At 74.1% G+C, this 14,757-nt stretch carries 12 protein-coding genes and 1 pseudogene; 2 read left to right on the top strand and 11 right to left on the bottom strand.

The genetic code is table 11. The annotated features are described in order from the left end of the window. Positions 1–255: 255 nt before the first annotated feature. From AB0M43_RS05640 to AB0M43_RS05625, 4 genes and pseudogenes are all read right to left on the bottom strand, one after another. The gene (locus tag AB0M43_RS05640) at positions 256–441 is read right to left on the bottom strand and encodes a hypothetical protein (RefSeq protein WP_363721481.1); all 186 of its coding nucleotides are present in this window, start codon (positions 439–441) and stop codon (positions 256–258) included. A gap of 1,163 nt (positions 442–1,604) precedes the next feature. Beyond that, positions 1,605–1,949 (bottom strand): hypothetical protein, encoded by a 345-nt coding sequence (locus AB0M43_RS05635; protein WP_363721479.1) that lies wholly within the window; start codon positions 1,947–1,949, stop codon positions 1,605–1,607. Between the two features lie 447 nt (positions 1,950–2,396). After that, positions 2,397–3,278: a CocE/NonD family hydrolase C-terminal non-catalytic domain-containing protein gene (locus AB0M43_RS05630; protein WP_363721477.1), complete on the bottom strand. Its 882-nt coding sequence runs from the start codon at positions 3,276–3,278 to the stop codon at positions 2,397–2,399. 103 nt (positions 3,279–3,381) lie between these two features. Beyond that, positions 3,382–3,693 (bottom strand): annotated as a pseudogene (locus AB0M43_RS05625) (GntR family transcriptional regulator); the annotation flags it as partial. 287 nt (positions 3,694–3,980) lie between these two features. Between AB0M43_RS05625 and AB0M43_RS05620 the strand changes: the two are divergent. After that, positions 3,981–4,970, top strand: a complete 990-nt coding sequence (locus AB0M43_RS05620) for a GNAT family N-acetyltransferase (protein ID WP_363721475.1) — start codon at positions 3,981–3,983, stop codon at positions 4,968–4,970. Between the two features lie 85 nt (positions 4,971–5,055). On the opposite strand, the gene AB0M43_RS05615 is transcribed toward AB0M43_RS05620, so the two are convergent. Next, the gene (locus tag AB0M43_RS05615; RefSeq protein WP_363721474.1) at positions 5,056–5,469 is read right to left on the bottom strand and encodes a hypothetical protein; all 414 of its coding nucleotides are present in this window, start codon (positions 5,467–5,469) and stop codon (positions 5,056–5,058) included. A 235-nt stretch (positions 5,470–5,704) separates the two neighbouring features. Here AB0M43_RS05615 and AB0M43_RS05610 point away from each other — a divergent pair, with 235 nt between their 5' ends. Next, entirely contained in the window at positions 5,705–6,376 is a 672-nt protein-coding gene (locus AB0M43_RS05610) for a hypothetical protein (protein ID WP_363721472.1), read from the top strand. 81 nt (positions 6,377–6,457) lie between these two features. Here AB0M43_RS05610 and AB0M43_RS05605 read toward each other — a convergent pair whose 3' ends face one another. The 6 genes from AB0M43_RS05605 to AB0M43_RS05580 form a co-directional block, all read right to left on the bottom strand. Then, the gene (locus AB0M43_RS05605) at positions 6,458–8,629 is read right to left on the bottom strand and encodes an esterase-like activity of phytase family protein (RefSeq protein ID WP_363721471.1); all 2,172 of its coding nucleotides are present in this window, start codon (positions 8,627–8,629) and stop codon (positions 6,458–6,460) included. 216 nt (positions 8,630–8,845) lie between these two features. After that, positions 8,846–10,936, bottom strand: coding sequence for an amino acid permease (locus AB0M43_RS05600; RefSeq protein WP_363721469.1), 2,091 nt, complete (start codon positions 10,934–10,936; stop codon positions 8,846–8,848). Positions 10,937–11,167: 231 nt separating this feature from the next. Continuing rightward, a complete protein-coding gene (locus AB0M43_RS05595) occupies positions 11,168–11,575 on the bottom strand; it encodes a hypothetical protein (protein ID WP_363721467.1) in 408 nt (135 codons plus the stop codon). Positions 11,576–11,692: 117 nt separating this feature from the next. Continuing rightward, positions 11,693–12,334 carry a DedA family protein gene (locus tag AB0M43_RS05590; protein WP_363721466.1) on the bottom strand — a complete coding sequence of 214 codons (642 nt, stop codon included), beginning with the start codon at positions 12,332–12,334 and terminating at the stop codon, positions 11,693–11,695. A gap of 249 nt (positions 12,335–12,583) precedes the next feature. After that, positions 12,584–13,945 (bottom strand): NAD-binding protein, encoded by a 1,362-nt coding sequence (locus tag AB0M43_RS05585; RefSeq protein ID WP_363721464.1) that lies wholly within the window; start codon positions 13,943–13,945, stop codon positions 12,584–12,586. A gap of 106 nt (positions 13,946–14,051) precedes the next feature. Further along, the gene (locus AB0M43_RS05580; RefSeq protein WP_363721463.1) at positions 14,052–14,690 is read right to left on the bottom strand and encodes a hypothetical protein; all 639 of its coding nucleotides are present in this window, start codon (positions 14,688–14,690) and stop codon (positions 14,052–14,054) included. Positions 14,691–14,757: the final 67 nt, after the last annotated feature.

Genomic DNA, 14,757 nt, shown 5'->3' with positions numbered 1-14,757 from the left:
GCGGGCACAAGTCGCCCGTTGGGCCGGCGTCGCTGGCTCGGTGGGCGGGCACGAACCGCCCGTTGGGCCGGCGTCGCTGGCTCGGTGGGCGGGCACGAACCGCCCGCTGAGTCGGCGACGGCGGCCCGGTGCGACGGCACCCGCTGCCGGGCCCGGTGGCACGGTCCGCCGGACCTTTGACCGGGTGCGGTATTCAGGCGGTCCTCGGCGACGAGCGCGGTGGCCTGACGACTACGTGCGACGGCCCGCGGCTCCTCAGCGGCCGGGTGCGGTGGACAGTGCGAGGTCGGCCAGGTCGGCGGCGTGACAGGGCCAGCGCACCGCGCACCGGACACACGAGGAGTCCTCCTCGCCCCGGTGGTGGTCGTCCAGCACCGCCCGGGCGAGGGCGACGAGCTGGGCCCACGCGACCCGGTCGGCGGGATCCGGCAGCAGCCTCACTACGCCCCACCCTCCGCCCACGCCCTGTCAGCGGTGTCGAGAGGTGCGGCGGCGGGGCCGACCGGCACGGCACCAGGACGGAAGGACTCGACAGCGTGGCCGGTCGACATGCCAACCACGCCGAAGGACTCGCCACCGACGCCGAGAGCCACAGCGCCCGAGCCAGCGGGCACGGCGCCCGAGCCAATGGTCACGGCGCCCGAGCCGACGGGCACGGCACCCGCAGTGATGGGCATGCGAACTGAGCCGGCGGGCACTGTAGCCGAACCGACGGCCACGACACCCGAGCCGGCTGGGGCGGTATGTGCGTCAACGGGCATGTCACCTGAGTCGGCGGGCATGGCACCCCAGCCGACGGTCACGACACCCGGGTCGGCGAGCACGACACCCGAGCCGGCGGGCACGGCACCTGAATCGACGGTCCCGGCACCCGAGCCGATGGGCATGGCACCCCAACCGGCGGGCACGGCGCCGGAGGCGACGTGTTCAGCACCGGAGCCGGGAAACGCGGCAACCTCACCGGACGACCCGACGGCCACGCCACCCGCGCCGAGGCCCTCGGTGACTCCGCCCGGCGGCGCACCCGCGGACGCCCCACCCTCGGTGCGGCCGGGCACGGCCCTGCGGCGCCCCGCCCGCCTGGTGTCGGAGTCCTTCCACGCCGCGTCGATCGCGGTGATCAGCTCCTCGGCCGCGGTCGGCGGGCGTTCGTCCGGTCCACGCACCGCATCCTCCCCGTGGCTCGCAGTGGTCGCTCCGCGAACCACGCTACGGTCGCGCCGCGCCGCCCGACAGGGGTGACACCCGCCGTCCGCCGGATCCGTGTTCCACATTTGCAACACCCGGATCCGTATGGAACGGCTGCGGGGGAGCGCTCCACGGAACCCCGCAGGCCGCCGGGGAAACCCATGGAACAGCGCTGATGGGTACGCCCGGGCGCCGAGCTGGAGTCCGGTGCCGACGAGAGGCGGAGAGCGCGGTCCCACCCGACGGTCGCGGGAACGGAGAGCGGTTGCCCGCGCGACCGGCGCGCCCCGCCCGGTCGACAGTGGTTACGCCCCTGACGGGCACCGCGGCCATCACACCCGCGCCCCGACCCGTCGAAAGCGGTCACGCCCCGGGTGGGCACCGCGACCACGCACCCGAGCCCCGAACCGCGGGCCTCACTCGGCGGTGAGTTCGGCCAGCTGCTCGGCGGCGGTGGTGTTGCCGGCGTCGGCGAGCCGGCGCAGTTCGGCCATGTCGCCGAGCTCGGTGGCGACCTCGATCAGCTGGTCGGCGGCGGTCCGGTTGCCGTCGTCGGCGAGCCGCCGCAGCTCGGCCATGTCGCCCAGTTCCCCGGCGAGTTCGATCAGCTGGTCGGTGGCCGTGGCGTTGCCGCCGTCGGACAGGCGGCGCAGTTCGGCCATGTCGCCGCGCTCGCCGGCGAGTTCGATGAGTTCGTCCAGCGCGTCCGGGTCGCCGTCGTCGGCGCGTCGGCGCAGGTCGGTCAGTTCGGAGTCGGTCACGGTCGAGGACCTCTCAGGGATGGGTACCGCGCGGTCGGGCCCGCCACGTTCAGGTGCGCCAGGAAAAGGTACTGGTCAGGGCGTCGGCGATCCCCGTGAATCTACGCCACCCGACCACGGGCGGGGCCGGTTTCCCAGGTGCGACGCGGCCCCGGCCCCGGAGCGGCGACCCCGGCCCCGGCCCGGAACAGGCTTCCCGGCGGGGCGGCCGAGCCCACCCACCCCGCCAGCCGAGCCCACCCACCCCGCGAGCCGAGTCCACCAACCCCGCCGGCCGAGCCCGCCCACCCCGGCGGCCGAGCCCACCCGGCCTTCCGGCCGAGCCGTTCCTCCCCGCGAGCCGTGTCCGCCCACCCCGCCAGCCGTGTCCACCCGCCCCGCTGGCCGAGCCCACCCGGAGCGGCTACCACGGCGGCGGCCGGGTCCACCCGCCCCGGTCGGCCCCGGTCAGACCCGCAGCACCCGCACGTCGTCCACCCCGGCCTCCAGCAGCGACCCGGGATCGGTGTCGTTGGCCTCGACCAGGATCCGGACGCTCTGCCCGGCGTACGCGGTCAGGTCCACCGACTCCACGGTCCACGCGGCCCCGACCTGGCTGGCCGCGCCGACCCGGGTGAACACGGTCGTGGTGCCGCCGGCGTGCACGATCCGGACCCGCAGGTAGTCGGCGCCCGACGCGTTGTTCAGGTGCGCCAGGTAGCACGCGAAGCTCAGGGTGTAGGAGGATCCGGCGGCCAGCGTGATGGCCGGCGACCGGACGCTGGTGAGCCCGCCGTCGAGGTCGTTGGCCCCGACCGAGGCTCCGGCGAGCGCCCCGGTGACCAGGTCGTACGAGCCCGACGGGGTGGTGCCCTCCTGGATCGTCCCGCCGCTGGTGGTGGTCTCGGGGTTGGCCCGCTCGAACCGGCCGGCGGTCGCGGTGTCGGTGCCGTCGGCGTTGACCTGCCAGCCCCGGTCGGTCTCGAAGTCGTCGCCGAAGACCACGGTGCCCGGGTTGAGGCCCACCACGGGCACGGTCAGCGAGCTGTACCCGGGGGCGAGCCGCAGTCCGGTGCCGCCGAGCGGGCGGAGCGTGAACTCGGAGTCGGTGGAGATCACCACGAGGCCGATCCGCCGGCCGGCCGCGAACACGTGGTCCTTGGGCTGCATGTCGAACCGCAGCGTGTACTCCGTTCCCTGCGTCAACGGCGTCGTGACGTCCGCGCCGGTCCGGTTCTGCGGGTCGAGCCAGCCCCGGGTGACGATGACCGGGGTGCCGGTGCCGTAGTCGACGAGCAGCGCGGTCAGGTTCGCGTCGGGCCGGTTGGTCACGGCCGCCTGCAACGACACCGTCGGCGTGCCCGACAGCCGGACGGCCGAGGCCAGCGGGGCGGAGGGACAGCGGCGTGCCGTCCAGCCTGCGGAGCCGCTCGATGTAGACGACGGGCTCGGTGCCGGTGCCGAGCCGTTCGGCCACCGAGGACGGCGGGCGGACCAGGTCGACGGCGCGCACCTCGTTGGTGATCTCGCCGTGCTCGTGCAGGGTCTCGTTGAGGCCGAGGAGCCGGTGCAGCCCGTGCGGGTACTTCTCCCGGGCCACCGTCGTACCGACCCCGGGGCAGCGCTCGACGAGCCCCTCGTCCCGCAGCAGCGCCAGCGCCTCCCGGACGGTGTTGCGCGACACCGCGAACTCGCGGCTCAGCGCCTCCTCCTTGGGCAGCGCGCGGGTGGCGAACGCCCCGGCCAGGATCTGGTGCCGGAGCACGTCCGCGACCTGCCGGGCCCGGTCGGCGCGGCGGCGTCCGGGGTCGGCCGTGGGGGCGGGGAGGTGAGCACGGGGGAAACCATACTTACCCGATAGGAAATGTGGAATAGTGCGGGAGTTCCGCCACCCAAAAACCTTCTTCACGGGTACTGACCTGCGAGAACGTCCACCCACACCCCCGTTGCGCCACCTGCCGAACCCGGTGCCCGGCGGGTCCGGCGCGGGTCCGGGCGCCGTCGGTCCGTCGAGGGACAGCCGGACGGCGGTCGATCGGTTAGCTTGGTGCGATGATCGTCGAGCCGTTCGATCCCCACACCGCGCCCGAGTCCGACTTCGATGCCCACTACCGGCTGCGCGCCGCGACCGTGGCCACCGACGCCCCCCAGTTCCCCGTGCCCGCCCGGGCCAGCGCCGACTCGCTGCTGCGCAACCAGCCGTCATGGCCCGGCAGGCACCAGTTCTGGGTGGCCCGCGAGGAGGGCGAACTCGTCGGCCTGTCCTGGCTGGCCGAACTCCAGGACCCCAACGACGGGCTCGCCGCGATCTGCGTCAACGTGCACCCCGCCCACCGTGGCAGGGGAGTCGGCTCCGCCCTCCTCGCGCCCCCGGTGCGGTCCGCCGGACCCGTCGGCCGGCCCCGGCTGCTGACCCCGTGCGTCAACCAGGCCGGCCCGGGCCCGGCCTGGGCGGAGCGGCGCGGATTCCGGCGGGTCTCGCTGCACCACGTCCAGCTGTTGGAGTTCGCGGGCCCGCCCGAGCCGACCACGCCGGCCGCCGGGTACCGCCTGGAGGCCTGGACCGGCGACGCCCCCGACGAACTGCTCGACTCCTACGCCCACGCCCGGCAGGCGATCGAGGACGCCCCGTTCCACCAGATGAGCTACCGGCCGCCGCGCTGGACGGGCCGGCAGGTCCGCGACCAGGAGGCCGCCTGCCGCGACGCGGGCCTGGCGCACCTGGTGGTGGCCGCCGTGCACGAGGCCAGTGGCCAGGTCGTCGGCCACACCGTCGTCAACGTCCGGGCCGGCGTCGCGACCGCGCAGCAGGACGACACCGCCGTGCTGGCCGCGCACCGGGGCCACGGCCTCGGCATGGCGATGAAGACGGCGATGCTCGCCCGGATCGCCGCCGGGTACCCGGAGGTGGAGCGGGTCCACACCGCCAACGCGTCCGACAACGCGGCGATGCTGCGGATCAACCGGGAACTGGGGTTCCAGACCCGCGCCGTGCACCTGAACTTCGAGGCGGACGCCGACGCCGTGGCGCTGGGCGGCTGACGGCGGAGCCCCGCCGTCCTACGGCGGGGCTCCCGGTTCCCGGCGGGCCGGCGGCCCCGCGTGCCGGCCCGCCGGGAACCGTGGCCTAGAAGGTGACCTTCTCCATCGCGACGACCCGACCGCCCCACGGGCAGTACCGGTCGCCGCTGAGGGTGCCGTCCTCGACGTCCTGCGGGCTGCCGTCGCAGATCTCCATGGAGATGTCCACGAAGTTCACGTCGTGGCTGTCCAGGTGCCAGCTGTAGCCCACGTTGTACTCGGGGCCGGTGCGCAGGATCGCGCCGTTGACGTGCTTGTTGCTCGTGTTGTTCAGCGACGCGAACGCCTCGGTGATGTCGGTCTGCTCACTCAGGTGCACCTTGAAGGACCAGGTGCCGTTCGAGATGGTCGCGACGTAGTGGTTGATGGTGATGTCGGCGGAGGCCGGCGCCGTCAGCCCGAGCACTCCGAAGGCGGCGGCCGCCACGACCGCGACGACGGCTCTCCTCGCTGAGAACATGAAATACTCCCCGATAGTACGACCCGGACCCGATCGCCGGGATTGACTCCACTGTAGATCGACGGACCGGGCAAGATCGACGACTCGGTGTGCCGGATGTGGTCCGTTTTCCCGACGGTCGGGGGCGGGCGGCCGGCGTACCCCTCGGGTAGGGTCGTTCTTCGCCCGTGGGCGACCCCGCGTCGTGGTCCGGGGCGGGCGGTCCCGCGACGACGACCAGGGAGGATCCGGGCGCATGTGGCTTCAGCGGGACCCGCCCTCGCGGCTGGTGACGTTCGGCGGGATGGTGGCGATCCAGCTGGTGGCGATGACGTTGCCGGTCATCGGGGCCAGCACCACGTTCGCGCTGGACACCCAGTTCGTGGTGTGGCTGACGGCCTACATCGGCGCCCTGACCCTCTCCCTCACCCTGTTCGGTGAAACGGCCCGGGCTGGCTGGCTGGCCGGCGTGTGGGTGCTGGCCTTCTTCCTGTTCGTGGTCCCGGCCCTCGCGGTGCCGGAGTCCGTGCTCGCCGCCCGGGGCGTCACGATCGACGCGACCGTGGTCGCCGAGCGCAAGGAACACGGCAAGGGGCAGGACCGGGTGCTCACCCTCGCCGACGGCGAGGGCCGGCGGATCCCGGGCCACGCGCAGGTGGGCGGGCGCCATCCGGTGGGCGGCACGATCGCGGTGGTGGTGGATCCCGAGGGACTGTTCCACCCGGTCCCGGTGGAGGTCGTCGAGGAGGAGGGCGGAATCTCGCCCTGGGCCTGGACGTATCCGCTCCCGTTCGTGGCCGTGCTGTTCGCGCTCAGCTGGTTCGCCGCGAAGCCCCTGCCTCCGGAACCGTCGTATCCGACCCGGCCGCCGCCTCCGCCGCCACCGCGTCGCCCGCGCCGGAGACGGAGGGGCGGGCGCGGGCGGTGACCCGGGACGCCGGGCGGGGCCGCGCACGGCGGAGCCCCGCCCCGGCATGACCGCCGGGACGGGGCTCCGCGTCGGGTCAGGTCACCGGTCCCGCAGGCCCGGCACCTCGATCACGATCAGCTCCGTGTCGTCGGCCCGGCCAGGGATCCGCCCGTCGTTGCCCGGGAAGTTGTTGTCGTTGGCGACGAGCACCCGGTCCCCGCCCAGCGGCAGGACGGTCTCCACCGACTGGAGCGGGAAGGAGAACAGCGGGCCGACGCCGTACTCGCCCGGGCGGGCCGGCCCGGACAGCTCCCGGGGGTCGGCGATCCGCATCAGGTCCACGGCGGTGCGCCGGGGCAGGTACCCGTCGGCGCCGACCTGGTCGAGGTCCGTGACCACCAGCCTCTTGATCCGCGAGGCGCGGCCCATCTCGTTGTCGCGCTCGATGAAGACGAGGCGGCGGCCGTCGAGCACCGCGGCGTCGCCCACGACCAGCTCGGGGCTGTCCACCCGCAACGACCAGGTCCGCGACGTGTACGCGTTGGCCTTCACGTCGAACTCGTAGACGATCCGCCGGCGCTGGTCGGGGTCGTCGGTCTTCGGGCCCTCCAGGATCGGGTACAGGGTCCAGCCGTCGGCGCTGACCGCCAGGGCCTCGAAGCCCCGGCCGCCCCGCACGGTCGGCTCCTCGCCCGGCTTCAGGTCCGGGGACTGCGGGGACTTGCCGCCGTCGGGCAGCGGGATCGGCGCCTGGAGCACCTTGCCGTTCGGGTCGGTGCGGATCAGGTACGGGCCGAACTCCTCGCCCAGCCACAGGTCGCCGCGCGCGTCGCGGGCCATGGACTCGATGTCGAAGTCCGCGCCGGTGAGCAGCCGGTCCGGGCGGGTCAGCGGGAACGGCACCTTGTGGTCGGGGTCCGCGAAGCTGATGAACCCGTTCACCTTGACCTCGTGCTGGTGGTAGCGCGGGGTGATGTCGTACGCGCGGAGCAGGAAGTCCGCCGAGTTGCCCTTGGTGCCGAAGCCGTTGTCCGGCATGGCCAGCAGCCGGCCGTCCTTGCCCTGGAGCACGGCGGAGAAGCCGGGGATCGGCTGGCCGGGGAACGGCGCGCTGATCCCGTTGACCGGGGCGGTGGACAGCTGGGTGCCGGAGACCGGACCCGGCTGGTACGCGGTGGCCGACAGGATCGCCCGGGACAGCAGCCGGGCCTCGGCGCGCAGCTGGACGCTGAACGTGTAGGTCCGGGTGATCTGGGTGGCGCTGCCATTGTCGTCGGAGATCAGGTGCAGGGCGCGCCGGCCGCCGGGCAGCTCCGCGCCGAGGGCCATGCCCTCCACGTTGTCCAGCAGCGGGTTCGGCTGCGGCTGCTTCGCGGTCGCGCCGGACGCCGGGCAGGCGCCCAGGTCGAACAGCAGCTGCTTGCCGAGGAAGGCGCGCGGGTCGTTCAGCGTGCCCAGCGAGGCGGTGTCGGTGACGTCGGGGACGCCGGTGGCGGACACCCGGTACACCCGGACGGTGTTGCCCACGCCCGGGGTGAAGCCGCGCTCCAGGGCCAGCAGCTGGTCGTCCCCGAGGGCCGTGAGCTCGACGAGGCCGAGGCCGGCGTCGGGCTGGTAGGCGTACTGGCCGACGAGCTGGGAGTCGCGGTAGTGCAGCACGCGGTTGCGGCCGGGGCCGTCGGCGGCGAGGGCGCCCTCCATGCCGGCGTACAGGTCGCGGCCGTTCGGGCTCAGGGTCAGCGCCTCGAACGTCTGGTTGCGCACGGCCTCCCCGGCGGGGGCGACCCGGAACCGGGCCGGCACGGGCAGCTCGTCCACCTGGCGGCCGTCGCGCAGCCGGAACCGGCGGATCGAGGGCTCGGTCTCGGAGCTGGCCCACGCGTAGCGGGCGCTGGCCTCCACGACCAGGCCCTCGCCGTCGAAGTCCGCCCCGGTGTAGGGGGTGCCGTCGGGGCGGGTCAGCGTGATGACGTCCTTGACGGCCGCCGAGTTCGCGGCGAGGTCCAGCTCGTACATCCGGGCCGGGGTGGTGCCGATGTTGTCGACCAGCGCGAACGGGCGCTCGCCGGGCCGGTTGAAGGCCACCGCGGACAGGCCGGCGACGGCCGTACCCTCGAAAGTGGTCTTGTCGAGCTGGTCGGAGAAACCGAGCAGCGCGGCGTCTGCGGAGCAGGCCGCGCCGGTCGCGGGTGGCGGCTGGCTGGCGGCCGGCGAACCGGCGGCGAGCAGGGCCAGCGTCGCCGCGGCCGCCGTGAAGGTGAGGGCGCGCACGTGCAACCTCCGGAAGTCGGGTACGGATGCCCCGATCCAAGTCCACCCGGCCGAACAGCGGGTGAACTCCGCGCCATGCCCGGGGGCCGCCGGATGATCATCAGCCGTCCGACGTGCCGGAGGCCTCGCTCTCCGGACAATTCGGTGTCCCGGAACGGTCGACGCGGTGGCGCCCCCGTGCCGGCCCCGTCGGAGTCCTCTCCGGCGGGGCCGTCCTCACGCCGGGGGCACGTCGGCGACCGGCCGGGCGCCGACCGGCAGTTCACCCCGCCCGGCGCCGACCGGCAGCTCACCCCGCCGGGCGGCGGACCCGGCCACGTGCTCGACCAGCTCGGTGAGCGCGGCGGCGGCGTGCGCGGCGTCGTCGAAGGCCCCGGTCCCGTCGAGGCGCCGCTGGATGGCCCGGCTGGCCTGGTACGGGGAGTGCCGCCGGTCGCACGGCGCGTCGGGCGCGCACAGCGGGTGGGTGACCAGTTCCTCGCGGGCCGCCCACAGGTGTCCGGCGAGGTCGGGGGCTTCGGCGCGCAGGGCGGCGACGAACGCCGTCAGCCGGTTGCGGGTACCCGTCGTGTCGTGCTCGTCGACGAGACCCCGGAGCCGGGCGGCCAGCCAGAGCTGCTTCTCGGGCGCGGCCCGGTGCACCAGGTCGTGGGTCTGGGGGAGCACCCGCCACAGCCACCGGGCCGCCGGCAGCGCCTCGCCGACCGCCCCGGGCAGGCCGTCGTGGTCGTCGGAGCTGACGAGCCGGACCCCGGCGAGGCCGCGCTGCACGAGCCCGTCGAGGAACGGCTGCCAGGCCGGGGCGTCGGCCGGGTGGAACCGCAGGTCCAGGATGTCGCCCCGGCCGTGCCGGTAGCCGACGGCCACCAGCGCCTGCACCCTGCCGACCTCGGCGAGGGAGAGCGTGAACCGCCCCAACCACACGAAGGGGTACGGGCCCACGTTCGGCCCGTCCGGCGCGGTCCCCGGCCGGGTGGTGGCGGTGCGCCGACGGCGGAGCCAGCCGTACCCGAGCGCGGCCAGCCCGGCGAGCAGCCAGACGCCGAGGACGACGGTGGTGGGGCTCCACATCCGGTACAGCAGGTAGACCGTGACGGCCGCGCCGCCGACCGGGCCGAGCAGGCGCGGGAGCGCGGCCCGGAGGTGCGTGCGGACCAGGTGCACCGCCCAGCACACGTGGACGAGCAGGAACATGCCCAGGGCGGCGTCGAACACCGTGTCGGTGAGGTACCCGCCCACCTCCGGGCCGATCGCCATCAGGCCCACACCCGCCGCCGAGACCACGGCGCCGACCACGGTGGCGGTGGCGGGCACCCCGCGACCGGGGCTCAACCGCGCCAGGCGGCTCGGCAGGTGCCCGTCGCGCGCCATGGCGTACAGGATCCGGGCGGCGGAGGCCTGCACCGGGACGCCCGCCATGCCCATCGCGAGGGACAGGGACACCGCGCAGGCCACCGCGACGAGGGGGCCGCCGAAGCCGGTGGCGATGTCCAGGAGGGCCGTGCCGGCCGGGTCGCCCCCGGCGAGCAGCCGCCCGCTGGTCTCCGCGTCCACGAACAGGGTGAAGACCCAGCTCTGCACGACGAAGACCGTGGCGGCGGCGAGCGCGGCGACCACGATCGCGCGGGCGGTCCCGGCCGTGCCGTCCCGGCCCTCCTCGGCGAGCGTGGCCACGCCGTCGAACCCGACGAAGCCGAAGACCGCCAACGCCAGGGAACCGGTCACCGTGCCCGCGGTGAAGGTCGCCGGGTCGTACAACGGGGTGAGCCGCAGGCCCTGGTTGACGCCCATGGCCAGGGTGAGCACCCCGAACAGGAGCACGACGGCGAGAATGAACAGCTCCACCGCCAGCAGCACCCGGATCACCCGCATCGTGACCCGGGTGCCCAGGCAGTTGACCGCCCCGCCGACCCCGACGAACACGACCGCCCACAGCCACCAGGGCACGGCCGGAACGAGGGCCGACAGGGTGTACCCGGTCACCACGCACGCCAGCGTCGGCGCGCCGAGGTAGCACAGCAGGGTCACCCAGCCGCCGAGGAACCCGACCGGCCGGCCGATCAGCGCGGTGCCGAAGTGGTACACGGAACCGGCGGACGGCGCGGCGCGGGTCAGGGCCGCGTACCCGTACGCGGTGACGACGGCCACCGCCGCCCCGGCCAGGTACCCGAGGGCGATCATGCCGCCGCTGACCTGGTACATCTGCCCGAACGCCCCGAACGGGGCCAGCGGCACCATCGCCACCAGCCCGAACATCACCATGTCCGCCCCGGACAGTGAACGGCGCAGGCGTGTTCGGGTCGCCATCGACGGCTCCTGGGTGTAGTTGTGACACGACGCGGCCACGGCTCCTCGGGGACGCAACCGGACGTGCCGGACCGCAGGGTGAAGTATCGGGAACGATCGGTTAAGTGCTCCTGTGTGTTTCCATAAGGGATTTAAGACGGGTACCGGATCCGGCCCGGACGATCCCTCCGGCCGTCCCGCACGACGGGGCGGCGGCCCGGGTCACCGCGCCGCCGGCCTCCGCCGCCGCGACTAGCAGCGCTCGTCGGTCCGCGCGGCGGTCACGCCCTCCCACCAGCCGCTCGCGTGCGTGCACGCGGTCAGCGTGTTCGCGCCCCAGGACCACACCTCGACCGGCCGGCCCGAGGAGCAGTTGCCGTCGTTGAACCGGTTGTTCACGACGATGGCGGCGCAGATCTCCCACGAGCTGTGGCTGTCGCGGTAGCTGGTCCACACGTACGCGTAGGCGTAGTTCTTGCCGCAGCCCTTGAACTGCTTGACCGACGCGAACGGCGAGCCGCCGATGTACGCGACGCCCGTCGAGCCGATCTGGGTGACGCTCGAACAGCCCGACGGGCCGGCGCTGGCCGGGCCGGTGACGCCGAACACCGCGGCGGCGGTGAGTGTGACGAGCGCGCCGATCCTTGCGAGGGTCTTCACAACAGGGTCCTTCCCCAGGTGGACAGTCGACACGCGAAGGGTGCCGACCGGCAGGGTACACAAGTTGATCAAGGAGAGTGCGCCCGTACCCGTCGAAAGTCCTGCGCGGTGGAGGGGCTAGTGTTCCGCCCCGACGAGCTCGCGGTCCGGCGCGGCCGCCCGCCGCCCCCGCCGGGCCAGCACGAACCGGACCAGCTCCGTGACCGCCGTGATCGATACCGCGATCCCCAACCCGAGCAGCAGCCCCAGCAACGGATCCTGCTCGAACGCGAGCCCGCCGAAGTACCCGATCAGCGTCGAGTAGATCGCCCACGACAGGGCCGCGAACGCGTCGTAGAACGCGAACCTGCGCAGCGGGAAGCCCATCGAGCCCATCGTGAGCGTGACCGCTGTGCGCCCGCCTGGGATGTAGCGCGCGACCACCAGGATCATCCCGCCCCGGACGTCGATCGCCTCCCGGGCCCTGGTCAGGGCGCGGTGCCGCCGGGTGTTCGGCTTGACCCGGCCCAGCATCCTGGCGCCGAAGGTGCGGCCGATCGCGTAGGAGACGTGGTCGCCGAGGAACGCGCCGACGGCGGCGACCGCGATGACGCCGTAGAGGTTCGGCGAACCGGTGGCCGCGAAGACGCCGGCCGTGATGACGGCGGTCTCGCCGGGGACGACGGGGAAGAAGCCGTCGAGGAACGCGAGCGCGAAGAGGGCGACGTAGATCCACGGGGAGCCCATGACCTGGTGCAGCAGGTCGGTGATCTCGTTCATGATCGAGAGCCTGCCGGGGCGGGGACCCTAGGCGCATCGGTGGCCGGCGGGGACGAACCCCTGAAAAGACTCAGGGACAATCCCTAGATGGGTACGCCTCCGGGGCGCGCCGACCACTATGGAGCATCCGAAGAGGCTGCTCCCGGCCCTGTGTGGCCGGAATTCCGCTGGGCGGGTGCGGAGAGCCCGGCCACTGGGAAAAGGTCCAGCCCGGCGCGGAGGGTCGGTCGGCCGACCGGAGGCGGAGGGTCAGCCCGCCGCGCCGGGGGCGAACTCCAGGTGGCGGCACGCGGCGGCCACCCCCGACGTGCACTCGGCGAACTCGGCGCCCCCGAGCTGGGCGTACACGTGCAGGCCGTCGCTGCACAGGTGCGCCGGGTCCACCCGGCGCAGGGCCAGCACCACGAAGGTCGCGGACATGGCCGTCACGTCGCGGATCTCGGCGATCCGGAACAGCGAGCGGGTCTCGGCCATCGCCTCGCTGTCCCCGGCGCGCAGCACGACCCGGACCCGCGGCGCGACGGCCAGCCCGGTCAGCGCGACCGCGATGTTGTCCAGTTCGTCGGAGCCGACCACGGCCAGCGCGATGGCCCGGTGCAGCCGGAGGCGGGTCAGTACCCGGCGGTCGCTGCCGTGCGCGACCAGTACCGGGACGCGGCTCTGTTTGGCGATCCTCAGGTTGTCGGCGTCCGGGTCGCGTTCCACGGCGACGACCCCGATCCCGAGGTCCTTCAGCGCCAGGCACAGCCGCAGCCCGACCTGGCCCATGCCGACGACCACCACGTGCCCGTCCACGGGCGGCGCGCGGTGTCCGATCAGCCCGAAGGTCCTGCCGTTGAGCGCGCGGTGCACGATGCCGGCCGTGAAGACCGCGGTGAACACGATCGTGGCCAGCATGGCGGCCGCCGCGAAGAGCCGGTACCGGACCGAGGTCCCCGGATCGTCGGCCGGACCGACGGTGGCCACCACCCGGACGGCCTCGTACAGGGCGGTGACCGGATCCAGGTGGTGGCGCAGGAACAGCCAGAGCCAGTCCGCCGACAGGACGGCCGCCAGACCCGCGAGACCGGCGAGCAGCATCCGGGAGCCGCTGTCGTGCGGCCGGAGCTGCCCGCGCAACCGCCCCAGACGGGTACGCCACCGGAGGTGCCCCGGCAGCGGGTACCCGGTCACGGCGAACCCGTCGGGGGTCCGGCGCACCCCGGTCGGGCCGTCCGGGGCGCGCCACACGGCGAGCAGGTCCGTGTTCAGGCACGCGGCGGCCAGCGTGGGGGCGGCCACGTCCGCCGGGGACGCGATCACGCAGGCCGGCATCACGCGGCGCAGCTGCTCGGCGACCGTCCGGTCGAAAATGGACACAACGAGCCGGACCTGGGGCCGCATGTGCGCGACGGTCAGCGCGTACCGCAGGCACGCGACGTCGTCGTGCACCAGGATCGCGACGCCGCGCGGCCGGCGGGCGGTCGCGGCGCGCAGGTCGTCCTCGGTGGGTTCGGCGAGGTGCAGGACGTCCTCGCCCAGGCTCGCGAGGGTGCCGCAGACGCGCTTGGCGACGACCGTGGTGCCGATGACGACGAACGGGCGGGGGTCGGCGCCGGTCGGTGGGGGCATGCGGGGCTCCAGGGGAGGGCGAGCTGGCCCGGGGCCGGGAGCGACGCGGCGTTGGGCGCGCGGGCCGGGTGGTGGACGGGCGGGCCGGGGCCCGGGTGGTGGAGGGTCAGGCGGTGGACGGTCGGCCGGAACCCGGGCGGGAGGTCGGGTCGGACCCGGGTGCGCCCGGGGACGTCCACCGGGCGTGCCGGGCCGCCAGTCCGTCCCGCAGCTCCCGGGTCGGCAGGATCACGTCCATGCCCCCGGCGAACGGGTGGTACAGCCACCGCAGTTCGGCGTCCGCCACGAGCACCGTCGCGGCCAGGTCGCCGGCGACATGGCGCAGCAGCGGGTCCAGGCAGCCCGGGGACCAGCCGGTCCGGCTCGCGTACAGGTGCTGGTGGACCTCGTAGCCGGTGCGCTGGTCCGTGAGGAGCACGCTCGTCCAGTACACCCCGTGTGGTTGGAGGTCTGTGATCTCCTGGTCCCGGTCACCGGGCGGGAGGGTCTCGGAGTAGCCGGCGGTGAACACGAGCAGCGGGCGGTCCGCCAGGTCGCCCAGCACGGTGTCGTGCCGGGCGAGGACCGCCGCGTACTCGTTCTCGGAATCGGGGCAGCGCCGGCCCTCGGGGAGGGTGCGGAACCTGACCCACCGATCCGGATACGCCGCCCGGAGCCGGGTGGGGACCGGCGCGCACTCCGGCCACAGGGCCGCCCAGCGTTCCGTGAGCGACCGGGGGTCGGGCCCGGCTGGTCCGAGGTTCATGGCGTCCCCTAGCTGTGGCGACTTTCTTGGTTGTCATCCAAGATATAGTGACCGCGATGCCGAGGCA

This window comes from Longispora sp. NPDC051575 (genome assembly GCF_040681875.1).
Classification (GTDB): Bacteria; Actinomycetota; Actinomycetes; order Mycobacteriales; family Micromonosporaceae; genus Longispora.
The sequence above is the reverse complement of the archived record's forward strand: the minus strand, read 5'-3'. Positions and strand labels throughout refer to the sequence as shown.

Coding starts and splice junctions, on each gene's coding strand:
- AB0M43_RS05620 (WP_363721475.1), top strand. CDS start 3,981: ATGATCGTCGAGCCGTTCGATCCCCACACCGCGCCCGAGTCCGACTTC.
- AB0M43_RS05615 (WP_363721474.1), bottom strand. CDS start 5,469: ATGTTCTCAGCGAGGAGAGCCGTCGTCGCGGTCGTGGCGGCCGCCGCC.
- AB0M43_RS05610 (WP_363721472.1), top strand. CDS start 5,705: ATGTGGCTTCAGCGGGACCCGCCCTCGCGGCTGGTGACGTTCGGCGGG.
- AB0M43_RS05600 (WP_363721469.1), bottom strand. CDS start 10,936: ATGGCGACCCGAACACGCCTGCGCCGTTCACTGTCCGGGGCGGACATG.
- AB0M43_RS05590 (WP_363721466.1), bottom strand. CDS start 12,334: ATGAACGAGATCACCGACCTGCTGCACCAGGTCATGGGCTCCCCGTGG.
- AB0M43_RS05585 (WP_363721464.1), bottom strand. CDS start 13,945: ATGCCCCCACCGACCGGCGCCGACCCCCGCCCGTTCGTCGTCATCGGC.
- AB0M43_RS05580 (WP_363721463.1), bottom strand. CDS start 14,690: ATGAACCTCGGACCAGCCGGGCCCGACCCCCGGTCGCTCACGGAACGC.